We start from the raw sequence: 19481 nt of genomic DNA, 5'->3' as shown, positions 1-19481 counted from the left end.
CGCACAGAGGTTCACGCCGGTACGTGGCCGAGCTTGTCGGGGTTGAGCACCGCGTAGATCCCGTGGATCCGGCCGTCGCGGACGTCCAGCATCGTGATCTGGGAGCGGTCGTCGAGCGAGGTGAACAGCGCGGGCGCGCCGTTGGCGTCGACCACCCGGGTGGCACCGATCGCGTACCGGTTGAGCAGGCCGGTGATGAAGGCGAGGACCTTGGCGCGGCCGATGACTCCGGTGGCTCCGGTGACTCCGGCGACGAGTCCACGCATGGGGTTCCTCCTGAGGCCGGTCCTCCGTGGCCGGTGTTCGGCCCCGGAGGAGGTTCGGCATCAGGACGGGCGGGCCCCGCCGCGCGTGACGGTCGCCTGATGTGACGTGGGGCACAGCGCGGGCGACCCGCTGCGCAGACGGCTCACATCGCCCGCTCGTGGCCCTCCCAGTACGGCTCGCGCAGCCGCCGTTTGTAGAGCTTGCCGTTGGGGTCGCGCGGCATGGCCGCGATGAAGTCGACGGACTTGGGGCGCTTGTAGCCCGCGAGCCGTTCCTCGCAGTGGGCGAGGATGTCGGTGGCGAGCGCGTCGCCCGGCTCGTGCCCGGGCGCCGCTTCCACGACCGCCTTGACCTCCTCGCCCCAGTCCGCGTGCGGGATGCCGAACGCGGCGGCGTCGGCGACGGCCGGGTGGGTGAGGAGCGCGGCCTCGATCTCGGCCGGGTAGACGTTGACCCCGCCCGAGATGATCATGTCGATCTTACGGTCGCGCAGGAAGAGGTAGCCGTCCTCGTCGAGGTAGCCGAGGTCGCCCACGGTGAAGAAGTCCCCGATGCGGTTCTTCCGCGTCTTGGTCTCGTCCTTGTGGTAGCTGAAGCCGCCCGTCGACATCTTCATGTAGACGGTGCCCAACTGGCCCGGGGGCAGCCGGTCGCCGTCGTCGTCGAAGACCGCGAGTTCGCTGATGGGCCACGCCCTGCCGACCGTGCCCGGCTTCTTGAGCCAGTCCTCGGCGGTGGCGAACGCCCCGCCGCCCTCGCTCGCCGCGTAGTACTCCTCCACGCAGCTCCCCCACCACTCGATCATCGCCCGCTTCACGTGGTCGGGGCAGGGGGCAGCGCCGTGGATGGCGTGCCGCAGCGAGCTCACGTCGTACCGCGCCCTGACCCCCTCGGGCAGCGAGAGCAACCGGTGGAACTGGGTCGGCACCATGTGCGTATGGGTGCAGCGGTACGCGTCGATCAGGCGCAGCATCTCCTCGGGCGTCCACTTGTCCATCAGGACCAGCGGGTGCCCGATGTGCAGGGACGCGCCCGCGAACTGGAGCACGGCCGTGTGGTAGAGCGGCGAGCAGACCAGATGGACGTTGTCGTCGAACGGCTTGATACCGAAGATCCCCAGGAAGCCGCCGAGGTAGGACTCCTCAGGGAGCTTGCCGGAGAGCGGGCGCCGGATGCCGCGCGGGCGGCCGGTGGTGCCCGAGGTGTAGTTCATGACCCAGCCGAGGGTGCGGCCCTCGGGCACGGATCCGGGCTGTCCGTCGAGGAGTTGGCCGTACGGGCGGAATCCCGCCACCTCGCCCACCGCGTACCGGTGGCTGCCCGGCAGCTTCGCCTCGTCGGCGGCCGCCGTCGCCGTGTCCGCGAACCGCTCGTGGGCGATGAGGACCTTGGCGCCGGAGTCCACGACGATCCAGGCGATCTCGGGCCCGACCAGATGGTGGTTGACGGGCACGAGGTAGAACCCGGCCTGGGAAGCGGCCAGATACGCGGTGAAGAACTCGACCCCGTTGGGCAGGACGACGGCGAACGCGTCGCCCTGTTCGAGTCCGGCCGCGCGCAGCCCGTGCACCAGCTGGTTGACGGCGGCGTGCAGCCGCCCCGCCGTCCAGCGCTCGCCGTCGGGCGCGGTGAGCACCACCCGGTCGGGGTCGGCTGCGGCCTGCGCCCAGAATCCGTTGGGCGGCTGCTGGGATTGGGATACGGTCATGACCCGCTCCTTCGGGCGATGCGGCTGATGCGGTCGACGGCCTGCTCGAAGCCGCGGGTGAGGTCGTCGAAGACCTCCTGGACGCTGCGTTCGGAGTTCATCCGGCCGACGATCTGGCCGACCGGCGTGCCGAGCAGCGGCGCGACCTCGTACTTCTGGATCCGCGACAGTGCCTCGGCGACCAGCAGCCCCTGCAGGGGCATGGGCAGGGTGCCCGGGCCGCTGGGGTCGTCCCAGGCGTCGGTCCACTCGGTGCGCAGCTGGCGGGCGGGCTTGCCGGTGAGGGCGCGCGAGCGGACGGTGTCGCCGGAGCCCGCGGCGAGGAGTTTGCGGGTGAGCGCGCGCGAGTGCAGATCCGCCTCGGTGGTGGTGAGCCAGAGGGAGCCGAGCCACACGCCCTGGGCGCCGAGGGCGAGTCCGGCGGCCACTTGGGCGCCGCTGCCGATGCCTCCGGCGGCGAGCACGGGCAGCGGCCCGACCGCGTCGACGACTTCGGGCACGAGCACCATGGAGGCGATCTCGCCGGTGTGGCCGCCGGCTTCGTAGCCCTGGGCGACGACGATGTCGATGCCCGCCTCGGCGTGGTGGCGGGCGTGCTTGGCGCTGCCCGCGAGGGCCGCGACCAGGACCCCGTTGGCGTGGGCCCGGTCGACGACGTCGGCGGGCGGGGAGCCGAGCGCGTTGGCGAGCAGCCTGATCGGGTAAGTGAAGGCGACGTCGAGCTGGTCGCGGGCGACCTGCTCCATCCAGCCGGTGATCCGCCAGCCGGACGCCTCGCCGTCGGCGAGCTCGGGGACGCCGTGCTTGGCGAGCGTCTCGCGCACGAACTGCCGGTGCCCCTCGGGGATCATCGCCTCGACGTCGGCCTCGGTGACGCCCTCCACCTTCCGCGCGGGCATGACGACGTCGAGGCCGTAGGGCAGCCCGTCGGTGTGGTCCTGCATCCAGTCGAGGTCGCGCGCGAGGTCGTCGGGGGCCGTGTAGCGGACCGCGCCGAGCACGCCGAATCCGCCGGCCCGGGTGATGGCGGCGGCCACCGCCGGGAACGGCGTGAAGCCGAAGATGGCGTGCTCCACTCCCAGTCTTCTGCTCAGCTCCGTCTGCATGGGGCGCAGGATGCCGCAGCCCTGGCGACGAGGGAAGAGATTTTCTGATGCTGCGTCAGATTCTTTACGTGGGCAGATTCTTTACGCGGGCGGCGCACCCGGGCCGGTTAGGCTGCCGCCATGATCCGGAGCGACGGGACGGGAGCCGTACTGCGGTACGGCAGCGCCGAGGAGGCCGGGCTGCTGCCGGGGCCGCTGGGCGAGCTGGCCGCCGTGGCCGAGCGGTTCCTGGGGCCGTCGCCGGTCCACCCCTGGTACGCGGGCGCGGTGGTGCTCGCCGGGCGCGGCTCGACGGTGGCACTGCACCACGCCGTCGGCACGGCCGTGCGCTACTCGGCGTACGACGAGCGGACGGACACCGGCGTCGAACTCCCGCCCCGGCGGCGGATCCCGATGGCCCGGGACACGGTCTTCGACCTCGCCTCCGTCTCCAAGCTGTTCACCTCGCTCCTCGTGGTGCGGCAGATCGAGCGGGGCACGCTGGAGCTGGAGGCCGAGGCGGCCGCGTACCTGCCGGAGTTCGCGGCGGCGGGCAAGGAGGCCGTCACCGTGCGCCAGTTGCTCACCCACACCTCGGGGCTGCGCGCCTGGCTCCCGCTGTACGACGAGCCGACGTACGAGGGGAAGCTGCGGCTGCTGTGGAACGAGAGGCCCGAGCGGCCGCCGGGGAGCGCGTACCGCTACTCCGACCTCAATCTCCTCGTGCTTCAACTGCTCTTGGAACGTATCACCGCTCGCACTCTGGATGCCCTGCTCCACGACGAGATCACTGCTCCACTCGGGATGCACCGCACTCGCTACAACCCGCCCGCCTCCTGGCGACCCCGGACCGCCGCGACCGAGGATGCCCGAAAGCCCTGGTCGGGGCTCGAACGGGGCTTGGTGTGGGGCGAGGTGCACGACGAGAACGCGTTCGCGCTCGGCGGGGTCGCCGGGCACGCCGGGGTGTTCTCGACCGCCTGGGACCTGGCGGTCCTCGCCCGCACGCTCCTGAACGGCGGCGCGTACGGCCCCGCCCGCATCCTGCGCCCCGCCTCCGTCGAGCTGCTCTTCACCGACTTCAACACCGCGTTCCCGGGCAACGCGCACGGCCTCGGTTTCGAGCTCGACCAGCGCTGGTACATGGGCGCGCTCACCTCCCCGCGCACGGCGGGCCACACGGGCTTCACCGGCACCAGCCTCGTCATCGCCCCGGACACCGACACGTTCCTGGTCGTCCTCGCCAACTCCGTTCACCCGGTACGGAGTTGGCGCTCAGGCTCGGCGCCGCGCGTGGCCCTGGCCGACGCCCTGGCCCGGACGATCGCACGCTGACGGCCGGTTCTACCTCCCCAGCACCGCCATCGCCGCGTTGTGGCCCGGGATGCCGCTGACCCCGCCGCCCCGGACCGCGCCCGCCCCGCACAGCAGCACGTTCGGGTGCGCGGTCTCCACGCCCCAGCGGCCCGCGGACTCCTGCGCGTACGGGAAGGCGAGCGGGCGGTGGAAGATGTTGCCGCCGGGCAGCCGCAGCTCCCGCTCCAGGTCGAGCGGGGTCTTCGCCTCGATGCAGGGCCGCCCGTCGGCGTCGATGGCCAGGCAGTCCGCGAGCGGCTCCGCCAGGTGCGCGTCCAGCTGGGCCAGCGTCGCCTCCAGCAGGACCTCGCGCGTCTTGTCGTTGTCACCGGCGAACAGCCGCGCCGGGGTGTGCAGCCCGAACAGGGTCAGCGTCTGGTAGCCGCGCCGCGCCAGGTCCGGGCCGAGGATCGAGGGGTCGGTCAGCGAGTGGCAGTAGATCTCCGACGGGGGCGCGGTGGGCAGCGCACCGGACGCGGCCTGCGCGTACGCGGCCGCCAGCTCCCCGTACCCCTCACCGATGTGGAAGGTCCCGGCGAACGCCTCGCGCGGGTCGACCGAGGTGTCCTTCAGCCGGGGCAGCCGGGTGAGCAGCATGTTGACCTTGAGCTGGGCGCCCTCGGCGTGCTCCGGGGCCGGGTCACCGGTGAGCGCGGCAAGCGCCTCGGGCGACGCGTTGACCAGGACGTGCCGGGCCGCGACCGTGCCCTCGCCCGACTCCGTACGGAAGTCGACCTCGGCCTCGCGGCCGTCGGTGCGCAGCGCGGTCGCCTCGTGCCCGGTGACGAGCTCCGCGCCGGCCGCCCGTGCGGCGCCCGCGAGCGCGTCGGTGAAGGCGCCCATCCCGCCCACCGGCACGTCCCAGTCGCCGGTGCCGCCGCCGATCACGTGGTAGAGGAAGCAGCGGTTCTGGGCGAGGGAGGGGTCGTGGGCGTCGGCGAAGGTGCCGATCAGGGCGTCGGTGAGGACGACGCCGCGCACCAGGTCGTCGTCGAACCGCTCCTCCACGGCGACGCCGATCGGCTCCTCGAAGAGCACCCGCCACGCCGTGTCGTCGCCCAGGCGCTCGCGCAGGGCCGCGCGGGTGGGCAGCGGCTCGGTCAGCGTGGGGAAGATCCGCTCGGCGGCCCGCCGGGTCGTCCCGTAGAACGCCTCCCAGGCCGTGTACGCGGCGTCGGAGCCGGTCAGACGGCGGAACGAGGCCCGGGTGCGCTCCTCGCCGCCGCCGACTAGCAGCCCGGTGGGGCGTCCGTCGCGTACCACCGGGGTGTACGAGGAGACGGTCCGCTTGCGGACGGCGAAGCGCAGCCCCAGGTCGTCCACGATCTTCCGCGGCAGCAGCGAGACGAGGTAGGAGTAGCGCGAGAGCCGGGCGTCGACGCCCGCGAAGGGGCGGGTCGAGACGGCCGCGCCGCCGGTGTGGCCGAGGCGCTCCAGGACCAGCACCGACTGGCCGGCGCAGGCGAGGTAGGCGGCGGCCACCAGGCCGTTGTGGCCGCCGCCGACGATCACGGTGTCGTACACCTGGTGTGCGGGCATGGCCCTTCCTAGCACGCGCGGATCACCGGCGGCCAGGGTGGCGCCGGTGATCCGCCGCCCGCTACCTCCCCCGTGACGCGCCCTGCTGCCGCAGGGCCGTGACCCGCCGGTACAGGGCCGCCGCCTCGGCGCCGCGCCCCAGCCGCTCCAGGCAGTGGGCCTCGTCGTTCCGGCTGGCGAGGGCGTCGGGGTGGGTGGCGCCGAGGACCCGCTCGCGGGCGTCCGCGACCTGCCGGTAGACCGTCAGGGCCTGCGCCCACCGCCCGAGCCAGCCGAGCCCGACGGCGATCTCGCGCCGGCTGACGAGGGTGTCGGGGTGGTCGGGGCCGAGGACGCGCTCGCGCAGCGCGCACACGTCGCGGGCCTCGGCCAGGGCCTCCTCCCAGCGGGCCAGGCGCCCGAGGTTGACGCCCAGGCCGTGCCGGGCGCGCAGGGTCTCGGGGCCCTCGGGGCCGTCGACGCGGGTGCGGTCGGCGACGAGCACCCGGTACAGCTCCAGCGCCTCGGCGCTGCGGCCGAGCCGGCCAAGGGCGATGCCGACCTCGTACCGGGTGGCGAGCGTGTCGGGATGGTCGGCCCCGAGCACGGTCGCGCGCGCCGAGGCGACCTCGCGGTAGAGCTGCAACGCCTCCACCCAGCGCCCCAACTGCCCCAGTACATAGGCGACTTCGGACCGGGTCACCAGGGTGTCGGGGTGCCCCGCGCCGAGCACGCGGGCGCGGTCGGCGGCGACGTCGCGCGCCATGCGGTACGCGTCCTCCAGCCGGCCCAGGCGGCCCAGGTTGAAGGCGAGGTTGTGGCGGCAGCGCAGGGTGGCCGGGTGGTCGGCCCCCATGACGCGCTCCCGGGCGGCGAGCACCGAGGCGTACACCTGGTGGGCCTCGAAGTGGCGGCCGAGGCGGCCCAGGACGTACGCGGTCTCCTGGCGGGCGTCGAGCGCGCCCGGGTCGTCGGGTCCGAGTGTGCGGGCCCGCGCCTGGGCGACCAGGCCGAACTCGCGCAGGGCGTCGGCCTCGCGCCCGGTCCGGCTCAGGGCGAAGGCCACCTCGTACTGGCTGACCAGGGTGTCGGGGTGGTCGGGGCCCAGCGCCTGGGCGCGTTCGGCGGCGACCGCGCGGTGCACCTCGCCCGCCTCCGCCCAGCGGCCGGCGCGGCCCAGGCCCAGGCCTTCGCGGTGCCGGTCGTCGAGCTCGGCGAGCAGCTCGGGCGGGGGCGGCGGCGGCCGGTCGGGTTGGGGCGGGGCGGGCGGCAGGGCGGTCGTCCAGGCGCCGGTGAGGCTGGCGTCGGGGTCGGGCGGGGCCGGGTCCGGGGGCGTGGAGCCGGTCGCCTTGTGGCCGGTGGTCATCCCGCGCGCCCAGGACGGCAGGCCGCGCGGCCGCACGGGCGGCGGCGCCGTCACGGAGGGCGCGGCCGGGGCCGGGACGAGCCCGCGTCCGGCGGCCAGCCGCCGCACCAGCTCCCTCGCGTCCTGGGGCCGCGAGCCGGGCTCCTTGGCGAGGAGGTCGAGCACGATCTCCTCGAAGAACTCGGGGAGTTCGGGGCGCCTGGCGCGCGGCGGCTCGGGCGCGGTGTCGCGGTGGCCGACGAGGATCGCCCAGGGGTCGTCGAGGTCGAACGGCGGCGCCCCGGTGGCCAGTTCGTACAGCACGCACCCCAGCGAGTACAGGTCGCTGCGGTGGTCGACGGGGGCGCCGCCGATCTGCTCGGGCGACATGTAGTGCGGAGTGCCCATGGCGATGCCGGTGCCGGTGAGCCGGGAGGTGAACCCGATGTCGGCGCCGAGGCGGGCGATCCCGAAGTCCAGGATCTTCACCGTGCCGTCCGGCAGCCGCATGATGTTGGCGGGCTTCAAGTCGCGGTGGACGATGCCCTGTTGATGGGTGTAGGCGAGGGCCGAGGACAGCTGCTCGGCGATGTCCACGACGTCCGCCACCGGCAGCGGGTGCCCCTTGCCGTCCTGGAGGAGCTGGCTCAGATTGCGGCCGTCGAGCAGCTCCATGACGAGGTAGAGCCCGCCCTCGAACTCCCCGAAGTCATGGACGACCGTGACGCCCCGGTGCTGGAGCGCGGCCGCGACCCGCGCCTCGCGCCTGAAGCGCTCGCGCAGCACCCGGGCGAACGCCTGGTCGTGCTGCGGCCCCAGCGGCTTGAGGCACTTGACGGCGACCCGCCGCCCCAGCGAGTCGTCGCGGGCCGCCCACACCTCGCCCATGCCGCCGCGCCCGATCAGCTCCAGCAGCCGGTACCGGCCGTGGATCAGCCTGGTGTCCGCCATCGCGCGATGTCGCCCCCGTCACGTCACTCCGCTGCGCCCTCCCCGGCTCCTTCCAGTATGGCCGCCTGTCTGCGGAGTGTGTACGGCGACGGGCGCGTTCCCGGCCCCATCCGGGCGACCGCGCGCAGGATGTGCTTCGGCGGCAGCTGCCAGCGCACGGTCGGCGGAATGAGCCGCAGCAGGCGCCCGGCGCCGGCGAGCCGCCGGGTGACCTCGTCCGGCGCGGGCGCGGGCCGCCCGTACAGCTCGTGGGCGTACGGGGGCAGCGCGTCGTAGGCGAGCCGCGCCACGCGCCGCCACAGCAGCGCGCGCGCCGGTGCCAGCAGCGGGGGGACGGGCGGCCGCCGCAGGAATTCGTCCACGTCGCGCGCGTCGGCACCGGCGGCGAGCTCGGGCCGTACGTCCGCGAAGTAGGCCGCGAGCTGCGCGGTGGACGCCGGGACGACGGCGGGATCGAGCCCGACGAGCCTCGCGGCCTCGCGCTGCTCGTCCACATAGCGGTCGGCCTGCGCGTCGCTGACCGGATATCCCGAGCGGCGCGCGACGTGCAGATAGCTGTCGACCTCCGCGCAGTGCACCCAGAGCAGCAGCGCGGGATCGTCGATCCGGAACCGCTCCCCGGTGACGGGGTCGTCGGCCTTCAGGAACCCGTGAATGCGCCGCACCCGCGCACCCGCCCGCTCCGCCTCGTCCTTCGTCCCGTACGAGATGGTCGCCACGAACCGGGCGGTGCGCAGCAGCCGCCCCCAGGTGTCCTTCCGGAAGTCACTGTTCTGCACGACCCCGCGCACGGCGCGCGGATGCAGCGCCTGAAGATACAGCGCCCGCACCCCGGCGACCCACATGATCGGATCCCCGTGCATCTGCCAGGTCACCGACCGGGGGCCGAAGTAGCCGGGGTCGGGCGTGTCGGATCCAGGACTGCTCTCGGGCATGCGGCGCCACCTCCTGTAGGGCCAGGCTAACGGCGCACCCGCGGCATCCCCAGACCGATCCAGGAGATGATTTCGCGCTGGATCTCGTTGTTGCCGCCGCCGAACGTGAAGATCACGGCCGAGCGGTAGCCGCGTTCCAGTTCGCCGTGGAGCACCGCGCCCGCCGAGCCCTCCTTCATGGGGCCCGCCGCACCGACGACCTCCATGAGCCAGGCGTACGCGTCGCGGCGGGCCTCCGAGCCGTACACCTTGACGGCCGAGGCGTCCTGCGGGGTGAGGGTGCCCTCCTGGACGGCGTTGACCATCTGCCAGTTGAGGAGCTTCATCGCGTCGAGCCTGGTGTGGGTGCGGGCCAGGCGGCCGCGTACCCAGCCGAGGTCGATGACGCGGCGGCCGTCGGCGAGCTTGGTGTCGGCGGCCCAGCGCTGGACGTCGCGCAGGGCGCGGATCGCCATGGTGCCGTGCGCGGCGAGCGTGACGCGTTCGTGGTTGAGCTGGTTGGTGATCAGCCGCCAGCCCTGGTTCTCCTCGCCGACGCGGCGGGAGACGGGGACGCGGATGTTCTCGTAGTAGCTGGCGGTGGTGTCGTGCGAGGCGAGCGTGTTGATGACGGTGCAGGAGTAGCCGGGGTCGGAGGTCGGTACCAGGAGCATGGAGATGCCCTTGTGCGGGGGCGCGCCGGGGTCGGTGCGCACGGCCAGCCAGACCCAGTCGGCGGTGTCGCCGTTGGTGGTCCAGATCTTCTGGCCGTTGACGATGTACGCGTCACCGTCCCGGACCGCCCTCGTCTTGAGCGCGGCCAGGTCCGTGCCCGCGTCGGGCTCGCTGTAGCCGATCGCGAAGTCGATCTCGCCGGAGAGGATCCTCGGCAGGAAGTACGCCTTCTGCTCGTCCGTGCCGAACCGCATCAGGGTCGGGCCGACCGTGTTCAGCGCCATCAGCGGCAGCGGGACCCCGCCCTGGGCGGCCTCGTCGAAGAAGATGAACTGCTCCATCGGGCTCAGCCCGCGCCCGCCGTACTCCTCGGGCCACCCCACCCCCAGCCAGCCGTCCGCGCCCAGGCGGCGCACGGTGTCGCGGTAGAAGCGCTTCTGGGTGGCGGGGTCGGCGTACCGTGCGTACGCGTTGTCGGGCACCAGCTCGGCGAAATAGGCCCGCAGGTCGATGCGGAGCCGCTGCTGCTCGGGCGTGTATTCGAGGTGCACGGGGCCCTCCAGGCTGGTCACGGTCCGTCGGTGCGCGTCGCTGTGCGTCGCGGGACGGCGCGACGTCGCGCGAGCGGGCACACAGTAGAACGTGTTCCAAGAATCTGGAAGGGCGGTGCGGCGGGGAGTGGGCCGTCACCTCGGCCGGTCACCCGTTCGTCTCCATACGGTCGCCGCGCGCCCGGGGCGCGGACAGCATGGCGAGGGCGTACCCGAGCCCAGGACCAACCCCCCTCCGGAGGCCCCCATGACCACCGCCCGCGACCTCATGACCGTTGACGTCCGCTGCATCCCGGCGAGCGAAACCCTCGACCGCGCCGCCCAGTTGATGCGGGACCACAGCATCGGCGCGCTGCCCGTGAAGGGCAGCGACGGCACGCTGACGGGCATCGTCACGGACCGCGACATCGTGGTGAAGGTGCTCGCCGCCGGGAAGGACGCGGCCGACGTGACCGCGGGCGACCTCGCCGACGGCAGACCGCGTACGGTCTCCGCCGACGCGGACGCGGCCGAGGCGGTGCGGGTGATGAGCGACGCGCGCATCCGCCGCCTCGTCGTCGTGGACGACGGCGAGCCGGTCGGTGTGATCACCGAGGCGGATCTGGCCCGGCACCTCCCTGCGGACCAGTTCGCCTCGTTCGCGAGCAGCGTCTACGCGAGGGGCTGAGCCCCGAGGGCCTGTCGTCACATTCCCGTCGTCGCCCGAAGGGCGGCCCGGCGGCGTCTGGTGCGTGCTCTGGGGGTCCCCCCTGCTCGAAGAGCTTGGGGGAGTGCCGGGCGGGAGCCCTCGTACTGGACGTACGTGGGCTTTCGCGCCGGGCAGACGGGAATGTGACGACAGGCCCTCGGGCCGGGCCTCCGCGAGCGGGTCGGGCGCGTGGGTCAGGGCAGCAGCTTGTCGATCGCCGCGGGGCCGTCCTCCGCCAGTCGGCGCTCTGCCCACGCCATGTTCTTCGGGTTGATGTCGCGCCCCGACGCGAGCACCAGGTCCTCGGCGGTGACCTCACCGCCCGCTCCTGTGTGCAGCAGCGCGTCCGGGGTGATCCCCTCCCGCTTCGGCGCGGGATCGGACTGAGCGTTCATGCCGCCTCCTCATTAGTCCGGCGTGGCTCCATTCTGGTACCCGGCCTCGCAGAACGCATCCGCCCCAGAAATGTCACCCGTCCGGCCCGTCCGGTGGCGCCCTGGCTAAGGACGCTGCCGCCGCATGCGCTCGCCGACGACGCCGCCGTCCGACTCCCACCAGGGGCGTACGAGCTCGGGCTCCTCGGTTCCGGGATCCGCGGCGGGGCCGGGCGCGGCCGGCGCGGGCACCAGCTCCGCGTCCAGGCGCCAGTCCAGCGCCGCCGTCCCGGCCCGCTCGGCCCGCACCCACTGGACGAAGACCACCATCAGGAACGGCACCCCGACCAGCTCCGCAAGCGTGACCATCGCGCCGCCGCCGAGCTGCTGGTCCGCGTGCACGTCCGGCGCCCACTCGGGGGCGTGCCGGGTGTACCAGCTGCCCGCGATCAGGCTGCCGCTGGTCATCACGACGATGCCGGGCACCGCGTCGATCAGCCCGTCCAGGAACACGAGCGCCGCCCGGACGGGGTGCCCGCACCAGGACGGGAGCAGCTCCTCCTTGGTGAGCAGCGGGAGCACGAAGAGGCTGCCCGCGAGCAGCAGCTGGAGGTACATGAGCTGGTGCAGGGCGCCGTCGCGCAGGGCCGTCTCGAAGTACGGGGTGAAGTAGACGCACAGCTCGGACGCCAGCACCAGCACCGAGCTGACCAGTGGAAACGCCAGAATGCGGGCCGCGCGGCCGGTCATGGCGCGGCGGACGGGACCGGCGGTGCGCTCCGGGAGGGCCCGCAGGGCGAGCGAGAGCGGGTCGCCGAGTGCGAGCCCCAGCGGCGCGACCAGGTCCAGCAGGACGTTCTGCACGGCGGCGGGCCAGAACAGCACGGTGTCGTAGACGGCCAGCGCCGACATGGTCGCGACCACGATCGTGCCGAGGCCGAGCAGGGCGAAGGCGGCGGTCCGGGCCACCGGCCATGACTCGCCCCGGCGGCGCAGCCGCAGCACCCCCCATCCGTACAGTCCGCCGAGCACGGCGACCAGCGCGAGCGCGGGCAGGTCGAGCTGCCACTGCGAGGGGAAGTCGCCCCAGGTCAGCCGGGGTAGCTCGGCGGCGCCGAACTGCCCTGCGGCGGTCTCGACGACGTGTTGTGCTGCGGACATCCGGCCCGGCCTCCTCACCCGGCCCGCGGGGCTGCGGCGGGCCGGGTAAACCGTAGTCCCGGCCGTTCGGCGGCCCACCGCGGGGCCCCTGGACGGGCCGCGCGGCCGCGTCCGCGAAAGTCACCACGAAAGTCACCCGTACGACACGCCGGAGCCGGGAACCAGCCGCCGCGCTCGCCGCGTTCTCCCCACAGCAACGCGGCACGAAGAGCAGCACGAAGCAGTAGAGCGCAGGACAGCGCGGCGCGGTGGCGGACCGCGGCGGGCCCGTGGACAGGTGGTGTCGATGAGCGAGCTGGTTCCCGGGGGCAACCGGCCCCTTCCGGACGGCGTTCTGACGATCGGCGTCCCGGGGCCCTTCGACCTGTCGGTGCTGATCACCGACGACACCGGAAAGGTCGGCGGGGACGCCGACTTCGTCTTCTATAACCAGCCGTCCGCGCCCGGCACCCGCCTCGACGACGACGTCATCACGGTGGACCCGAGTCGGCTGCGGGCCGGGGCGAGCCGGCTCACCGTGGTCGTCAGCCCCGCCGAGCCGGGTGTTCCGCTCGGCCGGCTGCCGGTGCCGAGCCTGCGGCTCAGCGGTCCCGGCGGCGAGGTCCTGGCCCGGTTCACACCGCTGAAGCCGGAGCGGGAGACGGTGCTGCTGCTGGCCGAGATCTACCGCCGGGGCACCGGCTGGAAGGTGCGCGCGCTGGGGCAGGGGTACGCGGACGGCCTCGCGGGAGTGGCCCGCGACTTCGGGGTGGACGTGGCGGACGAGGACCCGCCGCCGCACGCGCCCACCGTCCAAGTGCCCACCGCGGCGATACCGGTCCCCGCCGCGCGGCGGCCGGAGGCCCAACAGGGCGACGGCTTCGGCGGGGTGGTCAACGCCGAGCGGGTCCGGGCCGGGGCCCCGCCGGTGGCGATCGACGGGCGGCTGGCCTCGGCCGCCGAGTCGCACGCCGCGACCATGGCCGCCCAGGGCCGCCTCAGCGTGGAGAGCCCGGACGGCGTCTCGGTCTTCCAGCGGGTGACCACGCGGGGGTACGCGTATCTGAGCATCGCCGAGCATCTGGTGTCGGGGCCTCGCACCCCGGCCGAGTTCCTGGCGTACTGCCTGGAGGACGCCCACACCCGGCGCCCGCTGCGGGACGCCGCCTTCACGGAGGCGGGCATCGGCCGCGCCACCGACGACCGTACGGGCGAGGTGTACTGGACGGCGCTGTGGGCGAGGCCGTTCAGCGGGGACGGGCTGCACCGGACGGTGTCCGAGGTGGTCGCGCTCACCAACGGCCGCCGCGCCACGGCCGGGCTGCGCCCGCTGGCCGGCGACACCCGCCTGGCCTCGGCGGCCCAGGCGTACAGCACGGACATGGCGGCGCGCGGCTTCTACTCGCACACCTCGCCGGAGGGCCTGGAGCCGTGGGACCGGGCCCGGGCGGCCGGGGCCGCGCACCGGGGCATCGGCGAGAACATCGCGTGCGGGCAGCGCACGGCGGCCGAGGTGGTGGAGGGCTGGATGAACAGCCCGGGCCACCGCGCCAACATCCTCAAGCCCGACTTCACGCACATAGGCGTCGGCTTCGCGGGCGGCGGCCGCGCGGGCACGTACTGGACGCAGCTGTTCGGCCTGGCCTGACGGCTGTGGGCGGGGCGCTGTCCGGCTTCGCCCGGCGGCCGTGGAACGTACGGATGCGCACCCGTGGTGCGTTCGCATGCACACCGTACGGATGCGCCGCGCCTGGGTCGGCTCAGGCGCCCGTCTGCCGGGCCGCCACGTCCGCCAGGCCCACGGGGCGGTCCAGCGTGCCCAGCAGGCTGACGAAGCTGGACTCCAGGAACGCCGCCAGCTCCTCGCGCGCGCCCGGCTCCCCCAGCGGCCAGCCGGTCACCGCCTCCTCCGCGAACGCCATCCAGGCGCGGGAGGCGATGTCGAGCAGGGGCGACTCCGGCATGCCTATCCGCCGCTGGGCGTCGACGACATGGCGGGCCACCGCCTCACGGGTCTCGCCCAGGATGTCCGCGACCGCCGGGTGGCTGCCGGACGCGCCCCTGACCAAGGCGAGATAGACCTGCCGGTGCTCCAGTACGTACGCGACGAACCCATCGATGAACGACCGCAGCCAGGCGACCGGCGCCAGCGCCGGGTCCGGCTCCACGGCCTCGATGAAGCGCGCGCACTCCTTGGCGACCACCGCGCGGTAGAAGTCGCGCTTGGAGTCGAAGTAGTGGAAGAGCAGGCCCCGCGAGATCCCGGCCCGGCGGGCGACCTCGTCCGTGGACAGCTCGTCGAGCGAGCGGTCGGCGAGCATCTCCAGTCCGATGTCGACCAGCTGGGCCCTGCGTTGGTCGGGGGTCAGGCGGGTGATGCGCTTTCCGGACATGCCCGCAGTGTACGAGCGGTGGGGGCGGCGTGTGCCGAGGCGGGGCGGTGGCCGGGCAGCGCTATTGACAATCGCTCAACAGCGGTCGCAAATTTATTGAGCAGCGCTTAACAACAACCGCCCGGGCGACCCCGACCGCCGCCCACGCCTGCCGCTCGGGCGTGGGCGGCGGCGCGCGTTCCACGCCTCGTCACACGCCGAACACGAGGCGCGAAACCGGCCAGGTTTCCCGCGTGAGGGCCGCCACACCTTCGCCACCCCGGCAACAAAATCTTCACAGGATCGGCAGATTCCGCGAAGGATCTGCACTTTCGACGAGCCGGGCGGGCGCGGACAGCAAGATCATCTTCGTTCAACCTTGCACTTCGAATCTGGACATGTCCGCATTGAGCCCAACCTCTTGGGTGACGCTTTGCCGTTCCGTTGCCGGGCTGTAGGCATTTGTCACGACGGTCCCGACGGACGTCCCGGCCATGACCACGCCGGACGAACGTCCGTCAACGACCCGTCAAGCGCGTTGACAGGGCCGCGACTTCACGTCTCCGCGCCCTCGACGCCGCTGGACCACTACCGAGCAATGCCGAACCACTGGGGGTTACCCATGTCCCGACTCACCCGCCGCAGCGCGCTGGGCCTCACCGCGAGCGCGGTGGCCGGCCTCGGCCTGGCCGGTACCGCGTACGCGGCGACCGCGAGCGGACCCGCCAACGGTGTCGTCCCCGCCGCGGGCGACGGCCACACCGGTCACACGGACGGCATGGACCACACGGGGCACGACGCGCCCGCCCCGTTCGACGAGGTGTACCAGGGCCGCCGGATACAGGGCGCGCCCGCGCAGGGAGGTGCGCACGGCGGCCACCACGGGGGCTACCAGGTGCGAATAGACGGCAAGGAACTGCACGTCATGCGGAACGGTGACGGCACCTGGATCAGCGTGATCAACCACTACGAGACGTTCGCGAACCCGCGCGCCGTGGCCCGCGCGGCCGTGGTGGAGCTCCAGGGCGCCACGCTCGTCCCGCTCGCCTGATCCTTCCGCCCCCGCACACGCACCCGCGCAGCACCACCATCTGGAGCATTTCCATGACCGTACGCAAGAACCAGGCGACGCTCACCTCCGACGAGAAGAAGCGTTTCGTCAATGCCGTCCTGACGCTGAAGCGCAACGGCAAGTACGACGCCTTCGTCACCACGCACAACGCCTTCATCATGAGCGACGGCGACGACACCGACCGTGTGGGCCACCGCTCGCCGTCCTTCCTGCCGTGGCACCGCAGATTCCTCATAGAGTTCGAGCAGGCCCTCCAGTCCGTCGACTCGACCGTCGCGCTGCCCTACTGGGACTGGACCGCCGACCGCACCGCCACCTCCTCGCTGTGGGCCGCGGACTTCCTCGGCGGCACCGGCCGCAGCCGCGACGGCCAGGTGATGGACGGGCCGTTCGCCTCCTCCGGCGGCCAGTGGGCCATCAACGTCCGGGTGGACGGCCGCAACTACCTGCGCCGCGCGCTCGGCGCGGGCGTGCCCCAGCTGCCCACCAAGGCCGAGGTCGACAGCGTCCTGGCCATGACGACGTATGACGAGGCCCCCTGGAACAGCCAGTCCACCGGCGGCTTCCGCAACCACCTGGAGGGCTGGCGCGGGGTCAACCTGCACAACCGCGTGCACGTCTGGGTCGGCGGCCAGATGGGCACCGGCGTCTCCCCCAACGACCCGGTCTTCTGGATGCACCACGCGTTCGTCGACAAGCTCTGGGCGCAGTGGCAGGCGCTCCACCCCGCCTCGCCGTACCTCCCGGCCGCCGGGACGGCGAACGTGGTGGACCTGCGCGACACCATGCGCCCGTGGAACAACGTGACGCCGGCGGACATGCTGGACCACAAGAAGTTCTACACGTTCGACGCCGCGTAGTACGCGCCGGTGCGGCCCCGGGCGGCTCCACACCCCGGGGCCGCATCGGCATGTCCGGGTGCGCGCGCCTCGTAAGCTCGGCCGCATGGACGTTCACGAATCAGTGCTCGAACTCGTCGGCGGCACCCCGCTGGTACGGCTGCGCACGCCCGGGGGCGAGAAGTCGGCCGCCCTCTACGCGAAGCTCGAATACCTCAGCGCCGGCGGCAGCGTGAAGGACCGGATCGGTCTGCACATGATCGAGCAGGCGGAGCGGGACGGGCTGCTGCGCCCCGGCGGCACCGTCGTCGAGGCGACCTCCGGCAACACGGGGGCCGGGCTCGCGATGGTGGCGGCGGCCAAGGGGTACCGGGCCGTCCTCGTCGTCCCCGACAAGACGAGCACCGAGAAGATCGCCACGCTGCGGGGGTTCGGCGCGGAGGTGGTCGTGCGACGCAGCGGGCTGCCCGCCGAGGACCCGGAGAACGTGTTCAACACGGCGGCGCGGATCGCCGAGGAGACACCGGGCAGCTGGCTCGCCGGGCAGTACGACAACCCGGCCAACCCGGGGGCGCACTACGCCACGACCGGCCCCGAGATCTGGCGCCAGACGGACGGCCGGGTCACGCATCTGGTGGCGTGCGTCGGCACCGGCGGGACGATCAGCGGTACGGGCCGCTACCTCAAGGAGGTCAGCGGGGGTGCGGTGCGGGTGACCGGGGCGGATCCGGTGGCGTCGGTGTACTCGGGCGGCGACGGCCGTCCGTACTTCGTCGAGGCGACCGGGCACGTGCGCCACCCGGAGACGGTGGAGGACGTCTGGCCCACCTCGTACCACCAGGACGTGGTCGACGAGCTCGTCCCGGTGAGCGACCGCGACGCGCTGTTGACAGTACGTCAACTGGCCCGGGAGCAGGGCCTGATGGTCGGCGGCTCGGCCGGTCTCGCGGTGGCGGCCGCCCAGCGGGTGGCCGCCGGGCTCGGCCCCGAATCGCTGGTCGTGGTGATCCTGCCGGACTCGGGCCGCCAGTACCTCTCGAAGTACTTCAACGACGCGTGGCTGCTGCGGCTGGGGTTCCTGGACGGGGAGTCGGGTGTGGCGCGGGTGGGGGACGCGGTACGGGACTCCTCGCTGCCGTACGTGAACCGGCTCAGCACGGCCGCGGAGGCCCTGGCGGCGCTCCGGGCCCTGCGCGACCGCGGGCTGCCGCCGGTCGCCGCGGCCGGGCCGTGCCCGGTGGGCCCGGACCGCGCGCCGACCGTCCCGGAGCTGGCGGGCTCGCTGTCGTTGGACGCGCTGGCCGCCGCGCTGTCGGACGGCACGATGAAGCCGGACACCCCGGTACGCGACCACCTCGCCGCACCGCTGCCGCACTTCGGGGTGGGCGAGCGGGCGGAGGCGGCGCTGGCGGAGCTGGAGGGGTGCGGGGCGGAGTTGGCGGTGGTGGTGCGGGATGGGCATGGAGTGGGGGTGGTGGGCCGAGCGGGCCTGCGCGCCTTGCTGTGACCCCACCCCGCCCCTTCCCGCTGTGACATTTGCGGCTCCGCCGCGTGGCCTCCGGGGGTGGGGGTGGGTTGAGGTGGCTCTCCCGGGGGCTACGCCCCCGGACCCCCGGGCGGGGCCCGCAGGACGGTGTCCGCCGAGGCTCGCAGGTCGAGGCGGGCCGCGCGGGTGCGGCACTCGCCGTCGAGGCGGAACGTGCCGAGCAGCGTCTCCCGGAACTCCGTGCCCCGCCCGCTTACGCCAGGCCTTCCAGCACGATCCGCTCGGTCGCGGTCAGATAGGCGTCCGCCGCCGCGTGTGCGGCCCGGCCGTCGCCCGCCGCCACCGGCCTCGACGACCGGGGCGAGCCGCGTGTACGCCGCCTCCGGATCGGTGAACGGCCCGACCAGTGCGGCCCGTACGGGAAGGTAGGCGTTGAAGAGGGTGTTGGTGAGGAGGACGTACACCCGGTTGCCGGTGGCGCGGGCCAGCGCCCGGTGCACCTCGGCGTCGGCCAGCTGCACCGCGTCGCCGCCCTCCGACTCCCGTACGGCGTCCAGGAGTCGGCGCAGCTCGGTGACGGCCTCGGGGTCGGAGCGGGCCGCCGCGCGTTCGGCGATCAGGGCGCCGATGCCGCGGCGCACCTCGAAGATCTCGCCGATCCAGTCCGGGCTGTGGCGCACCAGCATCGGCAGCAGATCGGCGCCGCCCAGGCGCGCGTAGTCGCGGACCCGGGTGCCGACGCCGTGGCGGGTCTCCAGGAGCCCCCGCCTGGACCAGTCGGCCGAAGGCGTGCTTGAGGGTGGTGCGGTGACGCCGTAGCCGTCGGCGAGGCTGCGTTCGGGCGGCAGATAGCTGCCCGCCGGATGGCGGCCGGTGAGGATGTCCTCGCGCAGCCGGTGCTCCAGGACGTCGACGATGGTCTCGCGGGGCAGCGTCTCCACGAGGTCCCTCCCCAGGGTGGTGATGCCGGAGCTCGCATGTGGCTCAGTGGCTGAGCCACTGAACCAGTGGCCCGCACGGAGAGCGGGGCGATACGTCCGGAGAGGCCGATACGGACCGTTGCGACCACGAACGCTCCCCCCGTGTCCGCGCCGGATACGGCACCGCCCGTAAAGGATCAAGAGCGTTCGGGAGAGGGCA

16 protein-coding genes and 1 pseudogene are annotated in these 19481 nt (G+C 73.4%); 6 read left to right on the top strand and 11 right to left on the bottom strand.

Going from position 1 to position 19481, the window contains the following annotated elements:
• Nucleotides 1-11 precede the first annotated feature (11 nt).
• The 3 genes from QIY60_RS27205 to QIY60_RS27195 form a co-directional block, all read right to left on the bottom strand.
• The gene (locus QIY60_RS27205) at nt 12-266 is read right to left on the bottom strand and encodes a hypothetical protein (RefSeq protein WP_283144811.1); all 255 of its coding nucleotides are present in this window, start codon (nt 264-266) and stop codon (nt 12-14) included.
• Between the two features lie 143 nt (nt 267-409).
• Nucleotides 410-1975, bottom strand: coding sequence for an acyl-CoA synthetase (locus QIY60_RS27200; protein WP_283144810.1), 1566 nt, complete (start codon nt 1973-1975; stop codon nt 410-412).
• Nucleotides 1972-3081, bottom strand: a complete 1110-nt coding sequence (locus QIY60_RS27195; protein ID WP_283144809.1) for a nitronate monooxygenase family protein — start codon at nt 3079-3081, stop codon at nt 1972-1974. Before QIY60_RS27195 ends, QIY60_RS27200 begins: the two co-directional genes overlap by 4 nt.
• 10 nt (nt 3082-3091) lie before the next feature.
• Between QIY60_RS27195 and QIY60_RS27190 the strand changes: the two are divergent.
• Nucleotides 3092-4386: pseudogene (locus tag QIY60_RS27190) on the top strand (serine hydrolase domain-containing protein); the annotation flags it as partial.
• Between the two features lie 18 nt (nt 4387-4404).
• On the opposite strand, the gene QIY60_RS27185 reads toward QIY60_RS27190, so the two are convergent.
• The 4 genes from QIY60_RS27185 to QIY60_RS27170 form a co-directional block, all read right to left on the bottom strand.
• Nucleotides 4405-5955 (bottom strand): NAD(P)/FAD-dependent oxidoreductase, encoded by a 1551-nt coding sequence (locus QIY60_RS27185; protein WP_283144808.1) that lies wholly within the window; start codon nt 5953-5955, stop codon nt 4405-4407.
• A 61-nt stretch (nt 5956-6016) separates the two neighbouring features.
• Nucleotides 6017-8230, bottom strand: a complete 2214-nt coding sequence (locus tag QIY60_RS27180) for a serine/threonine-protein kinase (RefSeq protein WP_283144807.1) — start codon at nt 8228-8230, stop codon at nt 6017-6019.
• 23 nt (nt 8231-8253) lie between these two features.
• Nucleotides 8254-9165 carry an oxygenase MpaB family protein gene (locus tag QIY60_RS27175; protein ID WP_283144806.1) on the bottom strand — a complete coding sequence of 304 codons (912 nt, stop codon included), beginning with the start codon at nt 9163-9165 and terminating at the stop codon, nt 8254-8256.
• Between the two features lie 26 nt (nt 9166-9191).
• Entirely contained in the window at nt 9192-10370 is a 1179-nt protein-coding gene (locus tag QIY60_RS27170; RefSeq protein ID WP_283146090.1) for an acyl-CoA dehydrogenase family protein, read from the bottom strand.
• A 247-nt stretch (nt 10371-10617) separates the two neighbouring features.
• Between QIY60_RS27170 and QIY60_RS27165 the strand changes: the two genes are divergently transcribed.
• Nucleotides 10618-11037 (top strand): CBS domain-containing protein, encoded by a 420-nt coding sequence (locus QIY60_RS27165; protein WP_283144805.1) that lies wholly within the window; start codon nt 10618-10620, stop codon nt 11035-11037.
• A 215-nt stretch (nt 11038-11252) separates the two neighbouring features.
• Here QIY60_RS27165 and QIY60_RS27160 read toward each other — a convergent pair whose 3' ends face one another.
• Both QIY60_RS27160 and QIY60_RS27155 read right to left on the bottom strand, forming a co-directional pair.
• The gene (locus QIY60_RS27160) at nt 11253-11453 is read right to left on the bottom strand and encodes a hypothetical protein (RefSeq protein WP_101386832.1); all 201 of its coding nucleotides are present in this window, start codon (nt 11451-11453) and stop codon (nt 11253-11255) included.
• A gap of 105 nt (nt 11454-11558) precedes the next feature.
• Nucleotides 11559-12593 (bottom strand): cytochrome c oxidase assembly protein, encoded by a 1035-nt coding sequence (locus tag QIY60_RS27155; protein WP_283144804.1) that lies wholly within the window; start codon nt 12591-12593, stop codon nt 11559-11561.
• 286 nt (nt 12594-12879) lie between these two features.
• Between QIY60_RS27155 and QIY60_RS27150 the strand changes: the two genes are divergently transcribed.
• Nucleotides 12880-14220: a CAP domain-containing protein gene (locus tag QIY60_RS27150; protein WP_283144803.1), complete on the top strand. Its 1341-nt coding sequence runs from the start codon at nt 12880-12882 to the stop codon at nt 14218-14220.
• A 112-nt stretch (nt 14221-14332) separates the two neighbouring features.
• On the opposite strand, the gene QIY60_RS27145 is transcribed toward QIY60_RS27150, so the two are convergent.
• Nucleotides 14333-14965 carry a TetR/AcrR family transcriptional regulator gene (locus QIY60_RS27145; protein ID WP_283144802.1) on the bottom strand — a complete coding sequence of 211 codons (633 nt, stop codon included), beginning with the start codon at nt 14963-14965 and terminating at the stop codon, nt 14333-14335.
• A gap of 601 nt (nt 14966-15566) precedes the next feature.
• Between QIY60_RS27145 and QIY60_RS27140 the strand changes: the two genes are divergently transcribed.
• From QIY60_RS27140 to QIY60_RS27130, 3 genes are all read left to right on the top strand, one after another.
• Nucleotides 15567-15995, top strand: coding sequence for a tyrosinase cofactor (locus QIY60_RS27140; RefSeq protein ID WP_283144801.1), 429 nt, complete (start codon nt 15567-15569; stop codon nt 15993-15995).
• A 53-nt stretch (nt 15996-16048) separates the two neighbouring features.
• The gene (locus QIY60_RS27135) at nt 16049-16876 is read left to right on the top strand and encodes a tyrosinase family protein (protein WP_283144800.1); all 828 of its coding nucleotides are present in this window, start codon (nt 16049-16051) and stop codon (nt 16874-16876) included.
• A gap of 85 nt (nt 16877-16961) precedes the next feature.
• On the top strand, nt 16962-18362 hold the full coding sequence (locus tag QIY60_RS27130) for a pyridoxal-phosphate dependent enzyme (RefSeq protein WP_283144799.1): 1401 nt from the start codon (nt 16962-16964) through the stop codon (nt 18360-18362).
• An 89-nt stretch (nt 18363-18451) separates the two neighbouring features.
• On the opposite strand, the gene QIY60_RS27125 is transcribed toward QIY60_RS27130, so the two are convergent.
• A complete protein-coding gene (locus tag QIY60_RS27125; protein ID WP_283144798.1) occupies nt 18452-19282 on the bottom strand; it encodes an FCD domain-containing protein in 831 nt (276 codons plus the stop codon).
• Nucleotides 19283-19481 lie beyond the last annotated feature (199 nt).

Source organism: Streptomyces sp. BPTC-684 (genome assembly GCF_030028635.1).
Taxonomy (GTDB): domain Bacteria; phylum Actinomycetota; class Actinomycetes; order Streptomycetales; family Streptomycetaceae; genus Streptomyces; species Streptomyces noboritoensis.
The sequence above is the reverse complement of the archived record's forward strand: the minus strand, read 5'-3'. Positions and strand labels throughout refer to the sequence as shown.

Bases quoted from the DNA above. Each gene is read 5' to 3' on its own strand.
- QIY60_RS27200 (WP_283144810.1), bottom strand. From the start codon at position 1,975: ATGACCGTATCCCAATCCCAGCAGCCGCCCAACGGATTCTGGGCGCAG.
- QIY60_RS27135 (WP_283144800.1), top strand. From the start codon at position 16,049: ATGACCGTACGCAAGAACCAGGCGACGCTCACCTCCGACGAGAAGAAG.
- QIY60_RS27175 (WP_283144806.1), bottom strand. From the start codon at position 9,165: ATGCCCGAGAGCAGTCCTGGATCCGACACGCCCGACCCCGGCTACTTC.
- QIY60_RS27150 (WP_283144803.1), top strand. From the start codon at position 12,880: ATGAGCGAGCTGGTTCCCGGGGGCAACCGGCCCCTTCCGGACGGCGTT.
- QIY60_RS27160 (WP_101386832.1), bottom strand. From the start codon at position 11,453: ATGAACGCTCAGTCCGATCCCGCGCCGAAGCGGGAGGGGATCACCCCG.
- QIY60_RS27195 (WP_283144809.1), bottom strand. From the start codon at position 3,081: ATGCAGACGGAGCTGAGCAGAAGACTGGGAGTGGAGCACGCCATCTTC.
- QIY60_RS27145 (WP_283144802.1), bottom strand. From the start codon at position 14,965: ATGTCCGGAAAGCGCATCACCCGCCTGACCCCCGACCAACGCAGGGCC.
- QIY60_RS27180 (WP_283144807.1), bottom strand. From the start codon at position 8,230: ATGGCGGACACCAGGCTGATCCACGGCCGGTACCGGCTGCTGGAGCTG.
- QIY60_RS27130 (WP_283144799.1), top strand. From the start codon at position 16,962: ATGGACGTTCACGAATCAGTGCTCGAACTCGTCGGCGGCACCCCGCTG.
- QIY60_RS27185 (WP_283144808.1), bottom strand. From the start codon at position 5,955: ATGCCCGCACACCAGGTGTACGACACCGTGATCGTCGGCGGCGGCCAC.
- QIY60_RS27165 (WP_283144805.1), top strand. From the start codon at position 10,618: ATGACCACCGCCCGCGACCTCATGACCGTTGACGTCCGCTGCATCCCG.
- QIY60_RS27205 (WP_283144811.1), bottom strand. From the start codon at position 266: ATGCGTGGACTCGTCGCCGGAGTCACCGGAGCCACCGGAGTCATCGGC.
- QIY60_RS27155 (WP_283144804.1), bottom strand. From the start codon at position 12,593: ATGTCCGCAGCACAACACGTCGTCGAGACCGCCGCAGGGCAGTTCGGC.
- QIY60_RS27140 (WP_283144801.1), top strand. From the start codon at position 15,567: ATGTCCCGACTCACCCGCCGCAGCGCGCTGGGCCTCACCGCGAGCGCG.